Annotated in this window: 15 protein-coding genes; 6 read left to right on the top strand and 9 right to left on the bottom strand. The window is 64.2% G+C overall.

Annotated elements, in window-relative coordinates:
- Nucleotide 1: 1 nt before the first annotated feature.
- The 3 genes from BN2476_RS03420 to BN2476_RS03410 form a co-directional block, all read right to left on the bottom strand.
- Entirely contained in the window at nt 2–487 is a 486-nt protein-coding gene (locus BN2476_RS03420; RefSeq protein WP_087732804.1) for a TadE/TadG family type IV pilus assembly protein, read from the bottom strand.
- A gap of 14 nt (nt 488–501) precedes the next feature.
- Nucleotides 502–996, bottom strand: coding sequence for an A24 family peptidase (locus BN2476_RS03415; protein ID WP_087732750.1), 495 nt, complete (start codon nt 994–996; stop codon nt 502–504).
- 145 nt (nt 997–1,141) lie between these two features.
- Complete coding sequence (locus BN2476_RS03410; RefSeq protein WP_087732749.1) at nt 1,142–1,330, bottom strand: Flp family type IVb pilin; 189 nt, start codon at nt 1,328–1,330, stop codon at nt 1,142–1,144.
- Nucleotides 1,331–1,920: 590 nt separating this feature from the next.
- Between BN2476_RS03410 and BN2476_RS03405 the strand changes: the two genes are divergently transcribed.
- From BN2476_RS03405 to BN2476_RS03390, 4 genes are all read left to right on the top strand, one after another.
- On the top strand, nt 1,921–3,417 hold the full coding sequence (locus tag BN2476_RS03405; protein ID WP_087732748.1) for a collagen-like triple helix repeat-containing protein: 1,497 nt from the start codon (nt 1,921–1,923) through the stop codon (nt 3,415–3,417).
- 178 nt (nt 3,418–3,595) lie between these two features.
- The gene (locus tag BN2476_RS03400; RefSeq protein WP_087732747.1) at nt 3,596–4,888 is read left to right on the top strand and encodes a collagen-like triple helix repeat-containing protein; all 1,293 of its coding nucleotides are present in this window, start codon (nt 3,596–3,598) and stop codon (nt 4,886–4,888) included.
- Nucleotides 4,889–5,169: 281 nt separating this feature from the next.
- Nucleotides 5,170–6,861, top strand: a complete 1,692-nt coding sequence (locus BN2476_RS03395) for a ShlB/FhaC/HecB family hemolysin secretion/activation protein (protein WP_087732746.1) — start codon at nt 5,170–5,172, stop codon at nt 6,859–6,861.
- A 196-nt stretch (nt 6,862–7,057) separates the two neighbouring features.
- Complete coding sequence (locus tag BN2476_RS03390; protein WP_087732745.1) at nt 7,058–7,543, top strand: DUF2147 domain-containing protein; 486 nt, start codon at nt 7,058–7,060, stop codon at nt 7,541–7,543.
- Nucleotides 7,544–7,661: 118 nt separating this feature from the next.
- Here the strand turns inward: BN2476_RS03390 and BN2476_RS03385 are convergent, their stop codons facing one another.
- From BN2476_RS03385 to typA, 6 genes are all read right to left on the bottom strand, one after another.
- A complete protein-coding gene (locus BN2476_RS03385) occupies nt 7,662–8,120 on the bottom strand; it encodes a transposase (protein WP_087732744.1) in 459 nt (152 codons plus the stop codon).
- A gap of 156 nt (nt 8,121–8,276) precedes the next feature.
- Nucleotides 8,277–9,374 (bottom strand): cell division protein ZapE, encoded by a 1,098-nt coding sequence (zapE, locus tag BN2476_RS03380; RefSeq protein ID WP_087732743.1) that lies wholly within the window; start codon nt 9,372–9,374, stop codon nt 8,277–8,279.
- A 96-nt stretch (nt 9,375–9,470) separates the two neighbouring features.
- Entirely contained in the window at nt 9,471–10,901 is a 1,431-nt protein-coding gene (lpdA, locus tag BN2476_RS03375) for a dihydrolipoyl dehydrogenase (protein ID WP_087732742.1), read from the bottom strand.
- Nucleotides 10,902–11,044: 143 nt separating this feature from the next.
- Nucleotides 11,045–12,328, bottom strand: a complete 1,284-nt coding sequence (odhB, locus tag BN2476_RS03370; protein WP_087732741.1) for a 2-oxoglutarate dehydrogenase complex dihydrolipoyllysine-residue succinyltransferase — start codon at nt 12,326–12,328, stop codon at nt 11,045–11,047.
- Nucleotides 12,329–12,470: 142 nt separating this feature from the next.
- Nucleotides 12,471–15,326 (bottom strand): 2-oxoglutarate dehydrogenase E1 component, encoded by a 2,856-nt coding sequence (locus tag BN2476_RS03365; RefSeq protein ID WP_087732740.1) that lies wholly within the window; start codon nt 15,324–15,326, stop codon nt 12,471–12,473.
- Between the two features lie 364 nt (nt 15,327–15,690).
- The gene (gene typA, locus BN2476_RS03360; protein ID WP_087732739.1) at nt 15,691–17,517 is read right to left on the bottom strand and encodes a translational GTPase TypA; all 1,827 of its coding nucleotides are present in this window, start codon (nt 17,515–17,517) and stop codon (nt 15,691–15,693) included.
- A gap of 313 nt (nt 17,518–17,830) precedes the next feature.
- On the opposite strand from typA, the gene BN2476_RS03355 reads away from it, so the two are divergent.
- Nucleotides 17,831–18,346, top strand: coding sequence for a MarR family winged helix-turn-helix transcriptional regulator (locus tag BN2476_RS03355; protein WP_087732738.1), 516 nt, complete (start codon nt 17,831–17,833; stop codon nt 18,344–18,346).
- 58 nt (nt 18,347–18,404) lie between these two features.
- Nucleotides 18,405–19,916 (top strand): efflux transporter outer membrane subunit, encoded by a 1,512-nt coding sequence (locus tag BN2476_RS03350; protein WP_087732737.1) that lies wholly within the window; start codon nt 18,405–18,407, stop codon nt 19,914–19,916.
- Nucleotides 19,917–19,965 lie beyond the last annotated feature (49 nt).

The following is a 19,965-nucleotide window of genomic DNA, read 5'->3' as shown; positions in this document are numbered from 1 at the left end:
ATCACAGCACATACCCCGGGTTGAGTTGAACCATCGACGTGCTCGTCAATCGCGACGGCAACGCCGCATCGAGCAGCGGAATCGGCGGGACGAGCGGATGGCTCCCGTAGTCGTACGTGAGCGTGACGGTGACGCAGCGCATCGTCGCGTCGAACGTACATGCCGCCCAGCTCGCGTCGCAGTTCGCCCTGGCCGCGAGCCAGTTCGTCAGACTCGACGCGGCCTGGCAGGCGGCCGCCGTGCGATCGTCGAGCGCCGTCTTCACGTCTTGCGCCTGCTGGTAGTTCAGCGCAGCGCGCGCGCCCTCTTCGGCTGCGAGCGTCAGGCTTTGCTGCGCGACGAAAATCAGGCTGAACGTCACGATCGCGTAAAAGATCATGAAGAAGAACGGAAACACCAGCGCGAACTCGACCGCGCTCGAGCCGCGCTGACGGGACGAAGATCCGCGCGCGCCATGGCGTCGAGGAGCGGGCGGCAGCGGTTGCATCGGCGTGTTCAACGTCAGCCTCCCCGGATGCATCGCGAGGCCAGCACGCCGAGCGCCGCGACGCCGAGGCACGTGACATAAGGCGTCGCGCGATGGCCGCGCAACGCGAATGTGGCCAAGCCGCCGCTGCCAGGCGCGGCAGGCCACGTTCGTGTCGCGACTAGCAGCGCGAGCGAATGCAGCCCGGCCATGACGGTCGCCGCGACCCAGAGCCCCGGCAGCGCATGCGCGCCACACCACGCGCCGAGCACGGCGAACGCTTTGACGTCGGCGGCACCCATCACGCGCAGCGCGTAAAACGGCAGCAGCGCCGCGAAGCCGAGCAGCGCGCCCAACGCGGCTCGCCCAGGCGGCACGCCGAACGGCGCACGCACGGTGAACGCGCATGCGAACGCCGCGGCCAGCCCAACGGCGATCCACGCATTCGCGACGCGTCGATGACGAAGGTCGCTCACCGCCGCCGTCGTTGTCCATGCAACGAACAGAAGAATTTCGATCCATGCAGCCATAAGAATCCAGCAGGCAATAGCGAGCAATGCGAAGCTTTCTGAAAGCTCGCATGACATCAAATCGTTTGAACAGACGCAAAGACTCCGCGAGCGTCGTGCGCGGACGCTCGCATCGTGATGCTTTGGAAATAACCTGATTGAGTCTTTACGACGATTTCGCCGGTGTGCTCGACGAAATGATTCCAGCAATGGAGTCGAACAGATTCGACAGATTGGTCCCGACCGAACCGGCAGCCGTTGCGATTGCGATGGCTACCACCCCCGCAATCAGGCCATATTCGATTGCCGTCACGCCCTCGTTGTTTGTCAGAAACCGGCTGATGATGTTTTTCACGTTGTAACCCTCGGACTTTCCATATTCGTTACTGGGGATGCGGCTCGCGCCGCCCGCAGTGGCATTGTCGTGGGCGTTCTCGTGTGCCCTTTATGTTTCTCTACGCTGGCGTTTACAGATTTTTTCCTGCGCGAGATGTGCCGGCTTTATAACCGAGCAACGATTTGTAAGCAATCCTGACGCGTGACGACTATCCGTGCCTGTTGCGTTTGAACATTTAGCACTTGCTTTAGCGTACCGGCAGTCTGTGCGTCGCAGCACATAGGGCTAACCATGAGTTAGAACGCTTGCACTAAGCACCCGTTTAAGCCGTTTGTTTCAAGCATCGCGTTACGCAGCGTTACCCGTCCTCACGTAACGAATCCCCCTTGCTGTTACGTTACGCCGCCGTTCGCCTCCTTGTCTTCCAATCACGTTAGCGTTCCTTATCAGTTTTCATGCGAGCCGCGCGATGGCTCGCGAACGCGCGCCCGTGCTGAGTTGAAACGCGCTGCGCAAGTCGATGCCGCAAATCGCCACACGGGTTGGCACAGACGTTGCAGATAGGGCGCCCGGCATCACTCGACACAAACGGCATATCCGAGGACGAAATGAAAATTCAAACGACACAAGGCCTGGTACGTGCATCGATGATCGCAGCCGCGGTGACGGCAATGTTGTCTCTTGCCGCTTGCGGCGGCTCGGGATCGTTGAGCCAAGGCACGGGGAGCGGCGGCAAAGGCGCGATTTCGACGGGAGGCACGAGCGGTTTAGGAGCCGGCGGTTCAGGCGGTTCGGACGGTAGCGGTTCGGGAAGCAGCGCTTCGGGCGACAACGGTTCGGCGGGCGCGGGCGGCACTGCAAGCAACGGTTCGGGCGATGGCTCCGGCAGCGGATCGGGCAGCGGATCAGGCGGCAACGGTGGATCGAATCCGACGCCGAAGGCAGCCAACCAGATCGGCAACGTCGTTGCCGGCGCAGGTGGCGTCGTTGCCGACGCGGGCTCGACGGTATCGGGTGTCGGCGAGGTGATCGGCGCGCAGACGCTGCCGGGCGTCGGCAACGGAACGACTCAGGCGGCGGGCGCCGTGGTCTCGGATCTCGGCGCGGCTGTGTCGACGCTGGGCAACGGCGTCGCGCAGGGGCTCGGTGAACTGGGCGCATCGGCCGATCCCGTCGGCACGACGGTCGCAAGCGTCGGCGGCGTGGTGAGCAATGCGGGCAGCGCGGTGACGAGCACCGGCGATCTCGTGAAAAGCCTCGGCAGCGGACAACTCGCACCGCTCGCAGCCGTGACGAACCCGCTCGGGGACGCGGTCGAGATGGTCGGCGGCGCGGTGACGAACGGCGGCGGCACGCTGACAGGCGCGCTGTCGTCGGGTCCCGTGCAGCAGGTCACGCAACAGGTCAGCACGGCCATCACGCCGATCACGTCGATGCTCGCGGCAACCACGCAGACGGTCGGCAACACGACGGGCATCGGCGCGCCCGTCGACGGCCTGCTGTCGACGCTCGGCGGGCAGCTCGCGAAGACGGGCGGCATCGTCGCCTCGACGGGCGGCAATCCCGTATCGACGGGTCTCGGCAACGTCGTCGCCGATACGGGCAAGACCACGATCGCAGTCGGTGGACTGCTGCAAGGCGGCGCGGCTGGCGGCAATCCGCTGGGCGCAGTAACGGGCGCGCTTGGCGGGCTCGCAGGCGGCGCGGGCGGCGGCAACCCGCTCGGCGCGGTGACGGGCGCGCTCGGAAGCGTTGCAGGCGGTGCGGGCGGCACCAGTCCGCTCGGCGCTATCACGGGTGCCGTCACGGGCGCGGCAGGCAACTTGACGGGCAGCGCAGGCAACGCGAGCGGCGGCAATCCGCTGTCCGCCGTGACGAGCGCCGTCACGGTCGTCGTCTCGACGGTAACGGGCACGCTCAACGCGCCCGCCATCGCCGCGCCGACGCCGTCGACCTCGTCCGCGCCAACGCCGTCGGCTTCGTCCGCGCCCGGCGGGCTGTCGCTCACGTCGACGGCGGGCGTCAACGCGAGCGCTCCGTCGAATCCGCTTTCCGCGGTCACGTCGCTCGTCGGCGGCGTGCTCGGCGGCGGCGCGAAGAAGTAGCGGCCGCGTCGGGGCGCGGCAGCCTGCTCGCGTCCCGGCCCCCCAGGCGCACGTCGATACAGGCAGCACGCTGCCTGCGTCGTGCGCGGCCGCGTCGGCAACCGCCGCGGCCTTTCACCCAACGCTTCAAGCCAACGAAGTTTTCAGGCGACATCCACAAGACAAAGAGGAGCATTCCATGCACACGCAACGTCTTCTTATTTCTCATGCCGCGCGCGCCACGGTCCCGTCGCTGCGCGCCCCGCTTTCCGCGTTCGCGCTCGCGTGCCTGCTCGCGGCTTGCGGCGGCCACAGCGTCACCTCCGGGCCGTCGCCCGCGCCCACGCCGTCGAGCGGCACGGGCACGACGGGCGGCAGCGGCACGGCGACTACGGGCACGTCGGGCGCGGTATCGACGCTGGCCAAGACAGTTGACGACCTCGGCGACACGATCGGCTCGACGAGCGTGCCGGGCGTCTCGCCGCAAGTCACGCAAGGGCTCGGCAACACGGTATCCGGCGCGGGCGGGACGGTCGGCGCGCTCGCGGACGCCGTCAGCAACGGCCTCGGGCAAATCGGCTCGACCTCCGACCCGGTCGGCACCACCGTCGCGGGACTCGGCCCCGTCGTCAGCTCGACGGGCGGCGTCGTGCACGGCCTTGCGGAGACCGTCGATGGTCTCGGCACGGGCACTCTCGCGCCGCTCTCGCCCGTCACGACACCCGTGGCCGGCGTGCTCGACAGCGTGGGCAACGCACTCGACGCAGCCGGCGCGGGTGGCTCCAGTCCGCTCGGCGCGTCGCTGTCGTCGGTGCCCGTTCAGCAGGTAACGCAACCGCTCAGCACCGCGATCACCCCGCTCGTGATCGCGCTCGGCCAGGCGACGCAAGCCGTCGGCACGACGACGGGGCTCGGCCAGCCAGTTTCGGGCGTGCTCGCGCAGATCGGCGGCGCGTTGCAGAACACGGGCGCGACCGTTGGCAGTACCACGCAAAATCCGCTCGGCGCGGATGTGGGCCTGCTCGTCGGCTCGCTGGGCAACACGGTGACGAACGCAGGCGGCCTCGTGAATCCCAACGGGCCGAATGGCTATGCGCCGATTCCCGGGCTGATCGTGAGCCTCGTCGGCGGACCGGCGGCTGTCGTCAGACCGGGGCCGCCGCCCTCGTCCGCGCTCGGTCCGCTTGGCCCGCTCGATGGCGTGCTGTCGAGCATCGGCCTGGGCGGCAACCCGCTCGGCTCCGCGACGACGCTGCTCGGTGGTGCACCGGTGCAAGGCGCAACGGGGACGACGGGCGCAGCGACGGGCGCGGGGTCGCTGTCGACGGTGACGAGCGCGCCCGGCGGCGGTGCGTCGAGCGGCAGTCCGCTCGCGCCCGTGACCAGCATCGTCGGCGCGCTCACAGGCACGCTCGCCGCCGCGGCCGGAAGCGGCACGACAGGCGGCGGTGCATCGCTGATCGGCGGACTCGTGCCGTCGGTGAAGAAGTAAAGCGCTCACGCAAACGAAGCGCGTGCTTCGCGCCAGACGGAGCACGCGACGCTGCGGCAACCGCGAAACCCGGCGTCGCAATGCGCGCGTGCCCGATGCGCGGGCAACGATCTCGCGCACGCGAGCGGCAGCAGCAGCAGAAGCAACGAAGCACGAAAGAAGCCGCAGCCGCACCACCACACGAAGCACACAAAACAAGACACGCGTCACATAAGCAGGCGCGACGCCCAGCCAGGCACCGCACCCGCAACGACAAAAACAGGCCAACGAGGACCCAACCGATGAAACTCGGTCACAAGCAATGGACACTGTTGCTCGCGGCAGCAATCGTGAGCACGACACAGACACACGCGCAAACGCGCCCGATCGTCAGCGGCAATCCGCTCGATGCGCTTCCGCAAATCAAGGCGCCCGACAAAGGACCCAGCGCGACGACGCAGATCCAGCCTCAAGCGCCGCAGCTTCAGGAACTGCTCGCGCGGCATCTCACGCCCGCAAAGTTTCAGGTCCAAGGCGTGAAGTCGATTCCCTTCGACGAGGTCGCGCAGCGCTTCACGCCGCTCGTCGGCAAGGACATCACGATCGGCGAACTGATCGAAGTCGCGAACGGCGTCACGCGTCTGTACCAGGAGCGCGGCTATGCGTTGTCGTTCGCGTTCGTGCCGGCGCAGACGTTCGAAAACGGCGTCGTGCGCGTGACGATCGTCGAGGGCTACGTCTCGAACGTGAAGATCACCGGCAAGCCCGGCAAGACGGAGGACAAGCTGCGCGCGATCGCCGCGCACATCACGGCCGACCGGCCGCTGCGCCGCGCGACCTTCGAGCGCACTATCAACGTGATGGGTCTCTTGCCCGGCGTGAAAGTCACGGCGAACGTGCCGCCGCCGCAAAGCACCGACGGCGCGACGACGCTCGAACTGAGCGTCGACAGCAAGCCTTTCGACATCAGCACGGGCATCGACTTCAATCACCCGGGCGTCCAGGGCCTGCTGACGGCGACGGAGAACGGGCTCACGTCGCTTGGCGAGCAGCTCAGCGTATCGGCGCTGCTGCCGAAGGGCCGCGACAACGTCACGTATCTCGCGGCGCACGGCGCGCTGCCCATCGGCACGGGCGGCATGACCGCGAAGATCGACGCATCGCACTATCGCGGCAATCCGAAGAACAACCCCGGCCTGCCCTCGTTCGTGGAACGCACGGTGATCAACGACAGGATCGGCGGCTCGCTGTCGTATCCGCTGATGCTGAGCAACACGCGCAGCCTGACGGGCACCATGACGGCGTATGCATCGCACGACGAAGACCGCTTCAACAACACGATCACGGGCGCGGCCATCGGGCTGCGCTCGCAGGTACGCGTGCTTCAGATGCAAGCCGACTATGCGCAAGTGCAGACAGGCCAGGTGCGCAAGGTCAGCATCAACGTCGCGAAAGCGTTCGACATACTCGGCGCAGGCAAGGCCGGCGACTCGAACATCCCCGGCACGACGACCGTCAATCCCGCTTCGATCACGTTCGTGCGCACGGGCGCGAGCGTGTCGCAAACCAACGAGTGGCCGTTCGGCATCGGCACGTCGGTCGCCGCGACGGCGCAATACAGCCCCGACACGCTGCCGACTTCCGAACAGATTTCGTTCGGCGCGCAACGCTTCGCGCAGGGCTATCAGCCGGGCGAGACATCGGGCGATTCGGGCTGGGGCGCATCGTTCGAAATCAATCGCGCGGTCGCGCTGGGGTTCACGTATCTGCGCACGCTCACGCCGTATGCTTCGTTCGACATCGCGCGCGTCTATCTGCATGCGGGCACGCCACAGCCGAACAGGCTGTCATCCGTTGCGATCGGCTTTCGGCTCTCCGACGCGAAGTACTACAGCCTCGATCTTTCGCTGGCGAAAGCAGTCGGCGATGCGCCCATCGAAAGCGCGTCGCGCAGTCCGCGCGTCAATGCGACGTTCTCGTATCAGCTGAACTGACGGCGGCATCGCAACCATGAAGCGCTCGCGAAATGGCGGCTTCGATTAGAGGCTTCACTATCAAACGACGCGCACGCTTTCACGTATTCTGCCCTCTCCAACGCAACACATAAAAGGCAGGGCGCCACCTCGCATCGATATTCTCACGGCGCCGCGCGAGTCCCGATCGCGACGATTTTCAACAAGGAGGAAGACGATGACATCACTCGCCCAGCTCGCGCATTCCGCGCTCGGCAAGACGTTGAAACAGGTGGCTGTTGCGGGCGTGCTGCTCGCCGGCGCCGTCACGGCATTCGCGCAGGCCGACAGTCCCGTCGGCACATGGCAAACCATCGACGATCACACGGGCCAGCCCAAGGCGCTCGTGCAGATCACGCAGGACGCGAACGGCACGCTGAGCGGCAAGGTCATCAAGGGACTCAACCCGAACGATCAGCCCGACCGGCGCTGCACCTCCTGCACGGACGCGCGCAAGGATCAGCCGATTCTCGGCATGACGATCATCAACGATATGAAAAAGGACGGCGACAACTGGGACGGCGGGCAGATTCTCGACCCGGAGAACGGCAAGCTCTACAAGTGCAAGATGCATGTAGAAGACGGTGGACAGAAGCTCGTGGTGCGCGGCTATATCGGCGTATCGCTGCTGGGACGCTCGCAGACGTGGGTCCGGCAGAACTGATGCAGCGGCGCGGCGCTTCGTTCTCGACGACGAAGCACGACTGCAAAAAAGCCGGCCTGGCGATTACTCTCGCGAGGCCGGCTTTTCGTTATTGCGTGCGTTCAATTCGTTCGATCCGTCAAGCCGCATTCATGAAGGGACTGGAGTAGTCGAACACCAGCGGCGCCGCGGGCGCGCCCGATGACGGGAACAACGGCGTGGCGGGCGTGACCGGTTGCGCGGTGGCCGCATCGTTTTCGGCTGACCCAACTGCGTTCGGCCCGTGGATGCGCATGCGCGCTTCCATCGTGTTGCACAGTTCGCTGCCGGCATCGCCGAACAGCTGGTCCATCACGCGCTTCAGCACGCCTGCCTTATGCCACGCCTTGAAGCGGCGGTGACAGGTTTGATACGACGGGTATTTGCGCGGCATTGCGGACCAGGTGGCGCCGCTATAGATCACCCAAAGCACGCCGTTGAGCACGGAGCGGGTGTTGGCGAGTGGCCGGCCGCGCAGCTCGGAACGCGGGCGCAGTTCCGGCAGCAGCGGCGCGACCTGCTGCCATTCTTCGTCGGTGATATCACGGTAAGGGGTCATGTTTTCTCCTTCGTCAAGGGTGCCTCGACGATATAGAGTTGACCCACTACCGGATATCAGACCAATCCGAATCCTGAAAATGCACGGCTAGCCGCTGCCACAAGGGTCAGCGCGGGTTGCGCTATCCCAAACGGCGTGCCGTCCGAAGCAGATCGATCAGGTGAGCGATGTATCGACGATCCGTCGCGGCGCATCCAGATACTCCTGCGACTGCATCTCGACGATACGCGACACCGTGCGCGTGAACTCATTGGCCATCGGCCCTTCCGTGTAGAGTTCTTCGGGCTGCACGGCCGCGGACATCAGCAGCTTGACCTTGTGATCGTAGAAGACGTCGATGAGCCACGTGAAGCGCCGCGCTTCCGATTGCATGCGAGGCGTCATCTGCGGAATGCCGGAAAGGATCACCGCATGGAAGCGGCTCGCCAGCTCGAGGTAGTCGTTTTGCGAACGCGGGCCGCCGCACAGCGTCGCGAAATCGAACCAGACGACGCCGTCCGCGCGCCGCAGCGCCTTCAGCTCGCGCTTCTCGATGTGCAGCAGCGGGCTTTCGTCGGGCACGGCCGCGAGCTTCGCGAACGCATCGCGCAACGCCTTGTCGGCGGCGGCGCCGAGCGGCGTGTGATACACCTCCACCTGCGACAGTGTGCGCCTGCGGTAATCGATGCCCGCGTCGACATTGACCACGTCGAGCCTGCTCTTGATGAGCTCGATCGCGGGCAAGAGACGGTCGCGATGCAGACCATCGGGATACAGCGTGTCGGGATCGTAGTTGGACGTCATCACAAACTGCACGCCATTCGTGAACAGGCGGTCGAGCAGGCGATACAGGATCATCGCGTCCGCGATATCGGACACGTGGAACTCGTCGAAGCAGATCAGCCGGTAGCGCTTCGCGATGCGCCGCGCGAGTTCGTCGAGTGGATCGGCCTGGCCTTTGAGTTCTTCGAGTTCGCGATGGACCTCTCGCATGAACTCGTGAAAATGCAGACGCGTCTTACGCACGAGCGGCACAACCGCATAGAAGCTGTCCATCAGGAAGCTCTTTCCGCGCCCCACGCCGCCCCACATATAGACGCCCTTCGGCAGATCAGGGTGCATGATCAGCTTCATAAAGGCATTCGGACGACGCGCCTTATACGCAGTCCACTCTTCATAGCACCGCTGCAGACGATCGACGGCGGCGCGTTGCGCCGGATCGGACTCGTATCCCCGTGTCTGCAGTTCCTGTTCGTAGTATTCGGTGACGTTCATTATGTGACGCAGCAATGAAGAAGGCGGGAGGGATTGAACCCACCCGCCTTCGTCGTGATTCGCGTTTGCCCGGATAAGACTCCGGGCAGAAGCTACTTACATATTCAGCGCGCGCTTGTCGACGGCGAGCGCCGCTTCACGCATCACTTCAGACAGCGACGGGTGCGGATGGCAGATGCGGCCGATGTCTTCCGACGCAGCCTTGAACTCCATCGCCACGGCGGCTTCGGCGATCAGATCCGACGCATTCGCGGAGATGATGTGCACGCCGAGCAGCTCGTCCGTCTTCGCATCGGCGATCATCTTGACGAAGCCATCCGCCTTGTTGATACCGAGCGCGCGGCCGTTCGCCATGAACGGGAACTGGCCCGTCTTGATCTCGCGGCCTTCCGCCTTCAGCTGCTGTTCCGTCTTGCCGACCCACGCGATTTCCGGTTCCGTGTAGATGACCCACGGAACGCAGTTGTAGTCGATGTGCGGCTTCTGGCCGTCGATGATCTCGGCCACCAGCACGCCTTCGTCTTCGGCCTTGTGCGCGAGCATCGGGCCGCGCACCACGTCGCCGATCGCGTACACGTTCGGCACCGACGTCGCGCAGTGGTCGTCGACGTCGATGAAGCCGCGCTCGTTCGCCTTGAGGCCGATCGCCTCGAGGCCCAGGTTATCCGTGTTCGGCACGCGGCCGATCGACACGATCAGGCGGTCGGCGTCGAGCGTCTGCGCGTTGCCGTCCTTGTCCGTGTACGCGAGCGACACGCTGTTGCCCGAGTTTTTCACTTCGCTGATCTTCACGCCGAGCTGAATGTCGAGGCCCTGCTTCTTGAACTGCTTGGCGGCTTCCTTCGCGAGCGCCTGGTCGGCGGTGCCGAGGAATTCCGGCAGCACTTCGAGCACGGTTACTTCCGAGCCCAGACGGCGCCACACCGAGCCCAGCTCGAGGCCGATCACGCCTGCGCCGATCACGGCGAGCTTCTTCGGCACTTCGGTGAACGACAGCGCGCCTTCGTTGTCGGCGACGATCTTGTTGTCGACGGGGACGTTCGGCAGGTGACGCGCCTTCGAGCCCGTCGCGATGATCACGTTCTTCGCCGTGACCACTTCGGTTTCGCCTTCGCCCGACACTTCGATCTGCACGCCGGCGTCCGTCTTGCCCGTGAACTTGCCGTGACCCTTGAGCCACGTGATCTTGTTCTTGCGGAACAGGAACTCGATGCCCTTCGTCATCTTGTCGACGATGCCTTCCTTGCGGGCCAGCATCTTCGTGATGTCGACCTTCACGTTTTCCACGACGATGCCGTGGTCCGCGAGGTGATGCGACGCGTTCTCGAACTCTTCCGACGATGCGAGCAGCGCCTTCGACGGAATGCAGCCGACGTTCAGGCACGTGCCGCCCAGCTTGAGCGCGCCGGCCGGGTTCTTCCACTTCTCGATACAGGCAACCGTCTTGCCGAGCTGCGCGGCGCGAATGGCTGCGATATAGCCGCCGGGACCGGCACCGATCACGACGACGTCAAATTCTTTGGACATGACTATCCTTTTGATGGCTAGCCGACGCGGCCGCGCTTCGCGGCGCGCGTGGCTTCAGGTACTGCGGAAATGCGAGAGGCACTGTCCTCATATCACGACGGCGGCGCGCGGTTTCAAGCCGCGGCCGCGTCGCGAGACAGGCATTACAGGTCGAGCAGCAGACGAGCCGGATCTTCCAGCGCGTCCTTCATCGCTACCAGCGACAGGACGGCTTCGCGGCCGTCGATGATACGGTGGTCGTACGACAGCGCCAGATAGTTCATCGGGCGGATCACGATCTGGCCGTTTTCGACAACGGCGCGTTCCTTCGTCGCGTGCACGCCGAGGATCGCCGATTGCGGCGGGTTGATGATCGGCGTCGACAGCATCGAGCCGAACACGCCGCCGTTCGAGATCGAGAACGTGCCGCCCGTCATTTCTTCGATCGACAGCTTGCCGTCACGTGCCTTCGCGCCGAACTCGGCGATCTTCTTCTCGATGTCGGCGAGGCTCATCTGATCCGCGTTGCGCAGGATCGGCACCACCAGACCGCGCGGCGAGCCGACCGCGATACCGATGTCGAAGTAGCCGTGATAGACGATGTCGTTGCCGTCGATCGACGCGTTCACGAGCGGGAACTTCTTCAGCGCGTGGACAGCCGCCTTCACGAAGAACGACATGAAGCCGAGCTTCACGCTGTGTTCCTTCTCGAACTTGTCCTTGTACTTGTTGCGCAGATCCATCACGGGCGCCATGTTCACTTCGTTGAACGTCGTGAGGATGGCGTTGGTCTGCTGCGACTCGAGCAGACGCTCGGCGATACGCGCGCGCAGACGCGACATCGGCACGCGCTGTTCCGGACGGTCCTTCAGCCACTGCTCGGCCGATGCCGGCGCGCCGACTTGCGGCAGCGACGGCTTCGCGGCACGTGCGGGCGCTGCGGCGGGTGCCGGCGCAGCCTTCGCAGCCGGTGCCGCGGCGCCTGCGCCCAGCACGTCCTGCTTCGTGATGCGGCCGTCGCGGCCCGTGCCGGCGACGTCGCCTGCTGCGATGCCCTTCTCGGCCATGATCTTCGTCGCGGCCGGCGATGCCGTCGCGCTTGCGCCTGCAACAGCCGCGGCCTGCGCAGGAGCGGCAGCCGCCGTTGCCGGCTCGGCTTGCGGAGCCGGCTTCACTTCGGCTTCGACAGCCGCTTCGCCCGGCTTGCCTTCCGTGTCGATCTTCGCGATCACTTCGTCGGCGACCACGATATCGCCGTCGTTCTTGATGACTTGCGCGAGCACGCCCGCCGACGGAGCCGGCACTTCGAGCACGACCTTGTCGGTTTCGATTTCGATCAGGATTTCATCCTGGGCGACGGCTTCGCCCGGCTTCTTCTTCCACTGCAGCATCGTCGCTTCCGAGACCGACTCGGACAGCTGGGGAACCTTGACTTCAACAATAGCCATTTGATTTCTCTGAATACGTATCGGGTGACAACGAACCTTGTGCGAGCCGCGTCTGATTGGTGCGCGTGCTATCGCGCTTACATGGGTGTTTCAGACGCGGGGCGGGAAAGCGCTCAGCGCTTTCCCGGTTCGCTCTCGTTGGTTATTTAACGATGGACGCGCCTTTCAGGCGGCCAAACGCGCCTTCGACCAGCGCCTTCTGCTGCTCGTAGTGCTTCGCGTAGTAGCCGACAGCCGGCGAGGCCGAAGCGGGACGGCCGCTGTACGCGAGCTTCTGTCCTTCCTTCATGCCTTCGCGCAGGTGATGCTCGATGTAGAACCACGGGCCCTGATTCTGCGGCTCGTCCTGCACCCACACCACTTCGGTTGCGTTGTCGTACTTCTTCAGTTCCGCTTCGAACTGCTTGTGCGCGAACGGATAGAGCTGTTCGATACGGAAGATCGCGACGTCCTGTGCCTTCGCTTCGCGGCGATGCGCGACGAGGTCGTAGTACACGCGGCCCGAGCAGACCAGCACGCGCTTGACCTTCTTCGCATCGATCGACGCGTCCGTTTCGCCGAGCACCGGCTGAAACGAGCCCTTCGCCAGTTCCGACAGATCCGACACGGCTTCCTTGTGACGCAGCAGCGACTTCGGCGTGAAGACGATGAGCGGCTTGCGGAACAGACGGATCATCTGACGGCGCAGCAGATGGAAGATCTGCGCCGGCGTGGTCGGCTGGGCGACCTGCATGTTGTGGTCTGCGCACAGTTGCAGGAAGCGCTCGATACGCGCCGACGAGTGCTCCGGACCCTGGCCTTCGTAGCCGTGCGGCAGCAGCATCGTCAGGCCCGACACGCGGCCCCACTTCACTTCGCCCGACGAGATGAACTGGTCGATCACGACCTGCGCGCCGTTGACGAAGTCGCCGAACTGCGCTTCCCATGCGACGAACGTATTCGGTTCCGCCGTCGAGTAGCCGTATTCGAAGCCGAGCACGGCTTCTTCCGACAGCACCGAGTCGATCACCGAGAACTTCGCCTGGTTTTCAGCGATGTTCTGCAGCGGAACGTACGTGCCGCCGTCCCAGCGCTCGCGGTTCTGGTCGTGCAGCACCGCGTGACGGTGCGTGAACGTGCCGCGGCCCGAGTCCTGGCCCGTCAGGCGCACGGCGTAGCCCGATGCGACCAGCGATGCGAATGCCAGATGCTCGCCCATGCCCCAGTCGAGGGACGCCTCGCCACGGCCCATCGCGCGGCGATCGTTGATCACACGCTCGACGAGCGGGTGCAGCTTGAAGCCTTCCGGAACCGTCGTGATGCGCTCGGCCAGACGCTTCAGCTCGGCGAGCGGCACAGCCGTGTCGGCGGCATCCGTCCACTTGCGGTTCAGGAACGGCACCCAGTCGACCGCGTACTTGCTCTTGTAGTTCGACAGGACGGGGTCGACCGTGTGGTGGCCTTCGTCCATTGCCTTGCGGTAAGCCTTGACGAACTCATCGCCTTCGGTGGCGGTGATGACGCCCTGCTGCACCAGCTTTTCGGCGTACAGCGCACGGGTGCCCGGGTGCTTCGCGATCGTCTTGTACATCAGCGGCTGCGTGACAGCCGGCGTGTCCTGCTCGTTGTGGCCCAGCTTGCGGAAGCAGATGATGTCGAGCACGACATCCTTGTGGAACTGCATCCGGAAGTCGATGGCCAGCTGCGTCGCCAGCACGACGGCTTCCGGATCGTCGCCGTTCACGTGCAGAACGGGCGCCTCGATCATCTTGACGACGTCCGAGCAATACAGCGTCGAACGCGCGTCACGCGGGTCGGACGTCGTGAAGCCAATCTGGTTGTTGATGACGATGTGCAGCGTGCCGTGCGTGCCGTAGCCGCGCGTTTGCGCGAGGTTCAGCGTTTCCATCACGACGCCTTGGCCCGCGAAGGCGGCGTCGCCGTGAATCTGCACGGGCAGCACCTGCAGGCCCTGCTCGTCGCCGCGGCGGTCCATGCGGGCCTTCGCCGAGCCCTCGACTACCGGGTTCACGATTTCGAGGTGCGACGGGTTGAACGCGAGCGACAGGTGAACCGGGCCGCCTTCCGTGGCGATATCCGACGAGAAGCCCTTGTGGTACTTCACGTCGCCTGCCGGCAGGTCGTCGACGTGCTTGCCTTCGAATTCGGCGAAGAGGTCGGCGGGCATCTTGCCCAGCGTGTTGACCAGCACGTTCAGACGGCCGCGGTGCGCCATGCCGATGACGATTTCCTGCACGCCGTTCTTGCCTGCGTGATGCACGACTTCGTCCATCGACGCGATAAAGCTTTCGCCGCCTTCCAGCGAGAAGCGCTTCTGACCGACGTACTTGGTGTGCAGGAAGCGCTCGAGGCCTTCCGACGCCGTCAGACGGTTCAGGATGTGCTTCTTCTTGTCGTTCGAGAAGTTCGGCGTCGAGCGGATCGACTCGAGCTTCTCCTTCCACCAGCGCTTCTGCTCCGGATCGCTCAGGTACATGTACTCGGCGCCGATCGTGCCGCAGTACGTGTCGCGCAACGCCTTGACGATGTCGCGCAGCGAAGCCTGCTCAAAACCGAAGTACAGGTTGTTCGTGTTGAACACCTGATCCATGTCGGCTTCGGTGAAGTCGTAGAACGCGGGTTCGAGCTCGGGAATGTTCGGACGTTCGCGGCGCTTCAGAGGATCGAGGTTGGCCCATTGCGAGCCGAGGAAGCGATATGCGCCGATGAGGGACTGCACATAAACCTGCTTTCGCGCGGTCGTGAGGTCTTCGCCGGCGACTCGCGGAAGGAACGCATTGGCCTTCGCGCGTTGAGCAAACGATTCGACGATCGGGCCGTGGGCCACATCGTTGGCCGCGGTGCCATCCGATGCAGGGACGTTCTGCAATGCGTCGAAATAGTTGCGCCAGGTCTCGGGCACTGACGCGGGATTGTCGAGATATGCTTCGTACAACTCTTCTACGTACGGAGCATTGCCGCCGAACAGATACGAGTTCGACTGGAATTGCTTCATCATTTTACGCTCACCTTTCTTCGAGCTTCTCGAGAAATAGCGGGTTACTGAACCTTCCGCGACACGGCCTGACCGTTTAGCGGATTGCGCGAATCAAGTCTTGCTTGGAAGGACCTAAAACTTGCATTCGCCGGAGCATATCACATAACCAATGGTTGATATAGGACAGCTCCCAATTGAAATCCCCGTCCCACGGGGCTTTGCGGCAAGTTTTATGCTTTCGCAACAGTCTTTGCCGCACTGCGCAAGAATATTCTAGGCGCATATTCGAACACCGTCCGACGAGGTGCCACGCGCAATGTAAAAAGCCGCCCGAAGGCGGCTTTTTACTGACGCATGAAACACATGCCCGCACAGGCACGCGACCTTAGCTGGCTGTTGCTTCGCGGCTCGCGCGGCGACGCTCGTGCTCCTTCAGGTGACGCTTGCGCAGACGGATGCTTTGCGGCGTCACTTCGACGAGTTCGTCGTCGTCGATGAATTCGACCGCGTATTCCAGCGACATCTGGATCGGCGGAACGAGACGCACGGCTTCGTCGGTGCCCGACGCGCGCACGTTGGTCAGCTGCTTGCCCTTGATCGGGTTCACGACGAGGTCGTTGTCGCGGCTGTGAATGCCGATGATCATGCCTTCGTACAGCGCATCGCCCGGCTTCACGAACATGCGGCCGCGATCCTGCAGCTTCCACAGCGCGTAGGCAACAGCCGCGCCGTCGTCCTGCGAGATCAGCACGCCGTTGCGACGCTCGCCGAGCGACCCTTCCTTCAGCGGCAGGTACTCGTCGAACACGTGGCTCATCAGGCCCGTGCCGCGCGTGAGCGTCATGAATTCGCCCTGGAAGCCGATCAGGCCACGTGCCGGAATGCGGTATTCGAGACGCGTGCGGCCGCGGCCGTCCGACGCCATGTCCAGCATTTCGCCCTTGCGGCGACCCAGTTCTTCCATAACGCCGCCCTGGTGCGCGTCTTCGACGTCGACCGTCAGCAGTTCGTACGGCTCGTGCTTCACGCCGTCGACTTCCTGCAGCACCACGCGCGGACGCGACACGGCCAGCTCATACCCTTCGCGGCGCATGTTCTCGACCAGGATCGTGAGGTGCAGTTCGCCGCGGCCCGACACTTCGAACACCGTTTCGTCGCCCGTGTCCTTCACGCGCAGCGCGACGTTGTGGTTCAGCTCCTTCATCAGGCGATCGCGGATCTGGCGGCTCGTGACGAACTTGCCTTCCTTGCCCGCGAGCGGCGACGAGTTGACGAGGAAGTTCATTGTCAGCGTCGGTTCGTCGACGGTGATCATCGGCAGCGCTTCGGGATTGTCGGGCGCGCAGATCGTCGCGCCGATGCCGACGTCTTCGATGCCGTTGATCAGCACGATGTCGCCCGCTTGCGCCTCATCGACCTGGACGCGCTCCAGGCCCTTGAACGACAGCACCTGGTTGATCTTGCGGTTCAGGCTCTCGCCTTCCGGACCGAAGCGCAGCGCCACCTGCTGGCCCGGCCTGATGCGGCCGCGCGTGATGCGGCCCACGCCGATACGGCCGACGTACGTCGAGTAGTCGAGCGACGTGATCTGCAGCTGCAGCGGGCCGTCCGGATCGGCCGGACGCACGGGCACATGCTCGAGAATCGCTTCGAACAGCGGGCGCATGTCGCCGTCGCGCACGCTCGGATCGAGGCCGGCGTAGCCGTTCAGGCCCGACGCGTATACGACCGGGAAGTCGAGCTGCTCTTCCGTCGCGCCGAGCTTGTCGAACAGCTCGAACGTCTGGTTGATCACCCAGTCGATGCGCGCGCCCGGGCGGTCGATCTTGTTGACCACGACGATCGGCTTGAGGCCCAGCGCGAGCGCCTTCTTCGTGACGAAACGGGTTTGCGGCATCGGGCCTTCGACGGCGTCGACGAGCAGCAGCACCGAGTCGACCATCGACAGCACGCGCTCCACTTCGCCGCCGAAGTCGGCGTGGCCCGGGGTGTCGACGATATTGATGTGCGTGCCTTCGTATTCGACTGCGCAGTTCTTGGCGAGAATCGTGATGCCGCGCTCTTTTTCGATGTCGTTCGAGTCCATCACGCGTTCCGCGATCTGCTGGTTTTCGCGGAAGGTGCCGGACTGGCGGAGCAGCTGGTCGACGAGCGTGGTCTTGCCGTGGTCGACGTGAGCAATGATGGCGATGTTGCGGAGAGCGCGGGACATAGGAACCTGGAGACGCTTGATACGAGTGGAGTGCGCCACCTGCCCAGCTACCTCGCCAAGCCCAAAGCGCACTTTTGGGAGCCAAAAATTATAGCACGCGCGCATGACGCGTTTCTGGTATTCCCCGATGGCGTGCCCCATTGTCTCGATAACGCGACGCGCGCGCCCTGCCCGCCCGCCGCGCCGGACAAGCTTTCTCCCGGCTTTCACCCGGCATGAGATAGATCCTTGCCTAAGCTGTAATAACGCTTGCCGCGTCAATTAATCGATTCTACAATCGTGCATAGTCAACCATTGCAGTCGCACGAGAATCATGACCGAACCGTCCAACACGCCATCGCCCGAGGTCAGCGAATACCAATTAGGCGAAAGCGTCGGCTATCTGATTTCGCGCGTGAAATCGGCGATGTCGAACCTCGTGACGCAACGCACGATGGCCGAACTCGGTATCACCAGTCAGCAGGCCAGCGTGCTGTTCATGGTCGCGAGCGGCAAATGCCTGCTCGCGGCCGAACTGGCGCGCGAGTACGGCATCGACGCGAGCGCGGTCACGCGCCTTGTCGATCGCCTCGAAAAACGCGGGCTGCTTACGCGGGTGCGCAGCGACGAGGACCGGCGCGTCGTCCGGCTGGCGCTGACGGGCGAAGGCCACGCAATCGCCGCGCGCATGCCGGCTGTCTTCACAGGCGTGACGGAGAAGCTGCTATCCGGTTTCACGCCGGAGGAAACAGGATTCCTCAAGAGTCTTTTGAGACGTGTCCTAGCAAACAGCTGCGAATTACTCGGCGAAAACCGTGACTCGGCAAGCAATGTCGATAGCAAATCGTAAGAAAATAGTTGCACCGTCCATTAAAGAAAAAATGCCATTACACGCAAAGAGTTCAGCGATGAAATTCCTGTCCAGGCGGGCGCACGCATCGTCGTACCGGGCGGCTGTCGCTGCCGTCGCGGCGCTGGCCCTGGCCGGCTGCGCGAACTACTTCGATCTGAAGGACGACAAGCAGATCGCGCCCAGCTCGCAGTTCGAGGCCTCGCAGAGCCTGCCGTCCGAAGGCGGCCAGTGGCCGACGTTCGACTGGGCGAATCAGTTCGGCGATCCGCAGCTGTCTCAGCTGATCGCGGAAGCACTCGAAGGCAGTCCGTCGATCGCGCAGGCGCAGGCGCGGATCGCGAAGGCATCGTCCTATATCGAATCGTCGAAATCGGCGCTGTATCCGAAGGTCGAAGGCAGCTACTCGTGGACCCGTGAGCTTTATTCGGCAAATGCCCTCTTCCCGCCGCCTTTCGGCGGGACGTGGTACAGCGAAAACAATGTGCTCGCGAGCGCCTCCTGGGATCTCGACCTCTGGGGTAAGAATCGTGAGCGGCTCGGCCAGGCCGTGTCGCAGGAAAAGGCAACCGAAGCGGACATGCAGCAGGCACGCGTGACGCTCGCCGCGTCCGTCGCGCGCACGTACAACTCGCTCGCGCAGCTGTACGCGCTGCGCGACATCGCCGAGCGCGAGATCAAGAACCGCCAGACGGTTGGCTCGATCACGAATGGCCGCGTCGCCGCCGGTCTCGATACGAACGTCGAACGTCAGACGGCGAACGGCAACATCGCGACCAGCCAGTCGAACCTGACCGAACTCGACGGCCAGATCACGACCACGCGCTACCAGCTCGGCGCGCTGCTCGGCAAGGGCCCGGACCGCGGCCTGCAGATCGCCAAGCCCGTGTTCAATCCGGGCGGCGCCGTCACGCTGCCCGACAACGTGCCCGCCGATCTCGTTTCGCGTCGCCCCGACATCGTCGCCGCGCGCTGGCAGGTCGAAGCCGCGATGCACGACGTGAAGGAAGCGAAGGCCGAGTTCTTCCCCGACGTGAATCTCGCCGCCGCGTTCGGCTTCGATGCGTTCGGCTGGAGCCGCTTCCTGACGTCATCGAGCCGTCAGATCCAGTTCGGCCCCGCGATCCATCTGCCCATCTTCGACGCCGGCGCGCTGCGCTCGCAACTGAAGGGCCGCTACGCCGACTTCGATCTCGACGTCGCGAACTACAACCAGACGCTGATCAACGCACTGTCCGACGTGGCCACGCAGATTTCGTCGATCCGTTCGATCGACCGCCAGCAAGGCGATGCGCAACGCGCGCTGGACGCCTCGACGAAAGCGTACGAACTCGCCGTGATCCGCTACAAGGCAGGATTGTCGCCGCAACTGCAGGTGCTGAACGCCGACGAGAACCGCCTCGCCGCGGAGCAGACGGTGACGAACCTGAAGATGCGCCGGCGCGACTTGCAGATCGCGCTGATCAAGGCGCTCGGCGGCGGCTTCGACGCCACGCAGACGGGCCTCGTCGTCCCGACGGATGCACCCGCGTCGGCGGCTGCGGCATCGACGGCCCATGCTGCGAACTGAGCGCGCCAAGCGAGCAAGCACACGCACAGCACATTGCGATCCGAATAAA

Source organism: Paraburkholderia piptadeniae, assembly GCF_900007165.1.
GTDB lineage: Bacteria > Pseudomonadota > Gammaproteobacteria > Burkholderiales > Burkholderiaceae > Paraburkholderia > Paraburkholderia piptadeniae.
Note: the sequence above shows the minus strand (reverse complement) of the source record. Positions and strands in the feature narration are given on the sequence as shown.

Excerpts from the sequence above, each read along its gene's own strand:
- BN2476_RS03420 (WP_087732804.1), bottom strand. The coding sequence starts at position 487 with ATGCAACCGCTGCCGCCCGCTCCTCGACGCCATGGCGCGCGCGGATCT.
- BN2476_RS03400 (WP_087732747.1), top strand. The coding sequence starts at position 3,596 with ATGCACACGCAACGTCTTCTTATTTCTCATGCCGCGCGCGCCACGGTC.
- lpdA (WP_087732742.1), bottom strand. The coding sequence starts at position 10,901 with ATGTCCAAAGAATTTGACGTCGTCGTGATCGGTGCCGGTCCCGGCGGC.
- typA (WP_087732739.1), bottom strand. The coding sequence starts at position 17,517 with ATGTCCCGCGCTCTCCGCAACATCGCCATCATTGCTCACGTCGACCAC.
- BN2476_RS03405 (WP_087732748.1), top strand. The coding sequence starts at position 1,921 with ATGAAAATTCAAACGACACAAGGCCTGGTACGTGCATCGATGATCGCA.
- BN2476_RS03355 (WP_087732738.1), top strand. The coding sequence starts at position 17,831 with ATGACCGAACCGTCCAACACGCCATCGCCCGAGGTCAGCGAATACCAA.
- BN2476_RS03350 (WP_087732737.1), top strand. The coding sequence starts at position 18,405 with ATGAAATTCCTGTCCAGGCGGGCGCACGCATCGTCGTACCGGGCGGCT.
- BN2476_RS03415 (WP_087732750.1), bottom strand. The coding sequence starts at position 996 with ATGGCTGCATGGATCGAAATTCTTCTGTTCGTTGCATGGACAACGACG.
- BN2476_RS03390 (WP_087732745.1), top strand. The coding sequence starts at position 7,058 with ATGACATCACTCGCCCAGCTCGCGCATTCCGCGCTCGGCAAGACGTTG.
- BN2476_RS03365 (WP_087732740.1), bottom strand. The coding sequence starts at position 15,326 with ATGATGAAGCAATTCCAGTCGAACTCGTATCTGTTCGGCGGCAATGCT.
- BN2476_RS03385 (WP_087732744.1), bottom strand. The coding sequence starts at position 8,120 with ATGACCCCTTACCGTGATATCACCGACGAAGAATGGCAGCAGGTCGCG.
- zapE (WP_087732743.1), bottom strand. The coding sequence starts at position 9,374 with ATGAACGTCACCGAATACTACGAACAGGAACTGCAGACACGGGGATAC.
- odhB (WP_087732741.1), bottom strand. The coding sequence starts at position 12,328 with ATGGCTATTGTTGAAGTCAAGGTTCCCCAGCTGTCCGAGTCGGTCTCG.
- BN2476_RS03395 (WP_087732746.1), top strand. The coding sequence starts at position 5,170 with ATGAAACTCGGTCACAAGCAATGGACACTGTTGCTCGCGGCAGCAATC.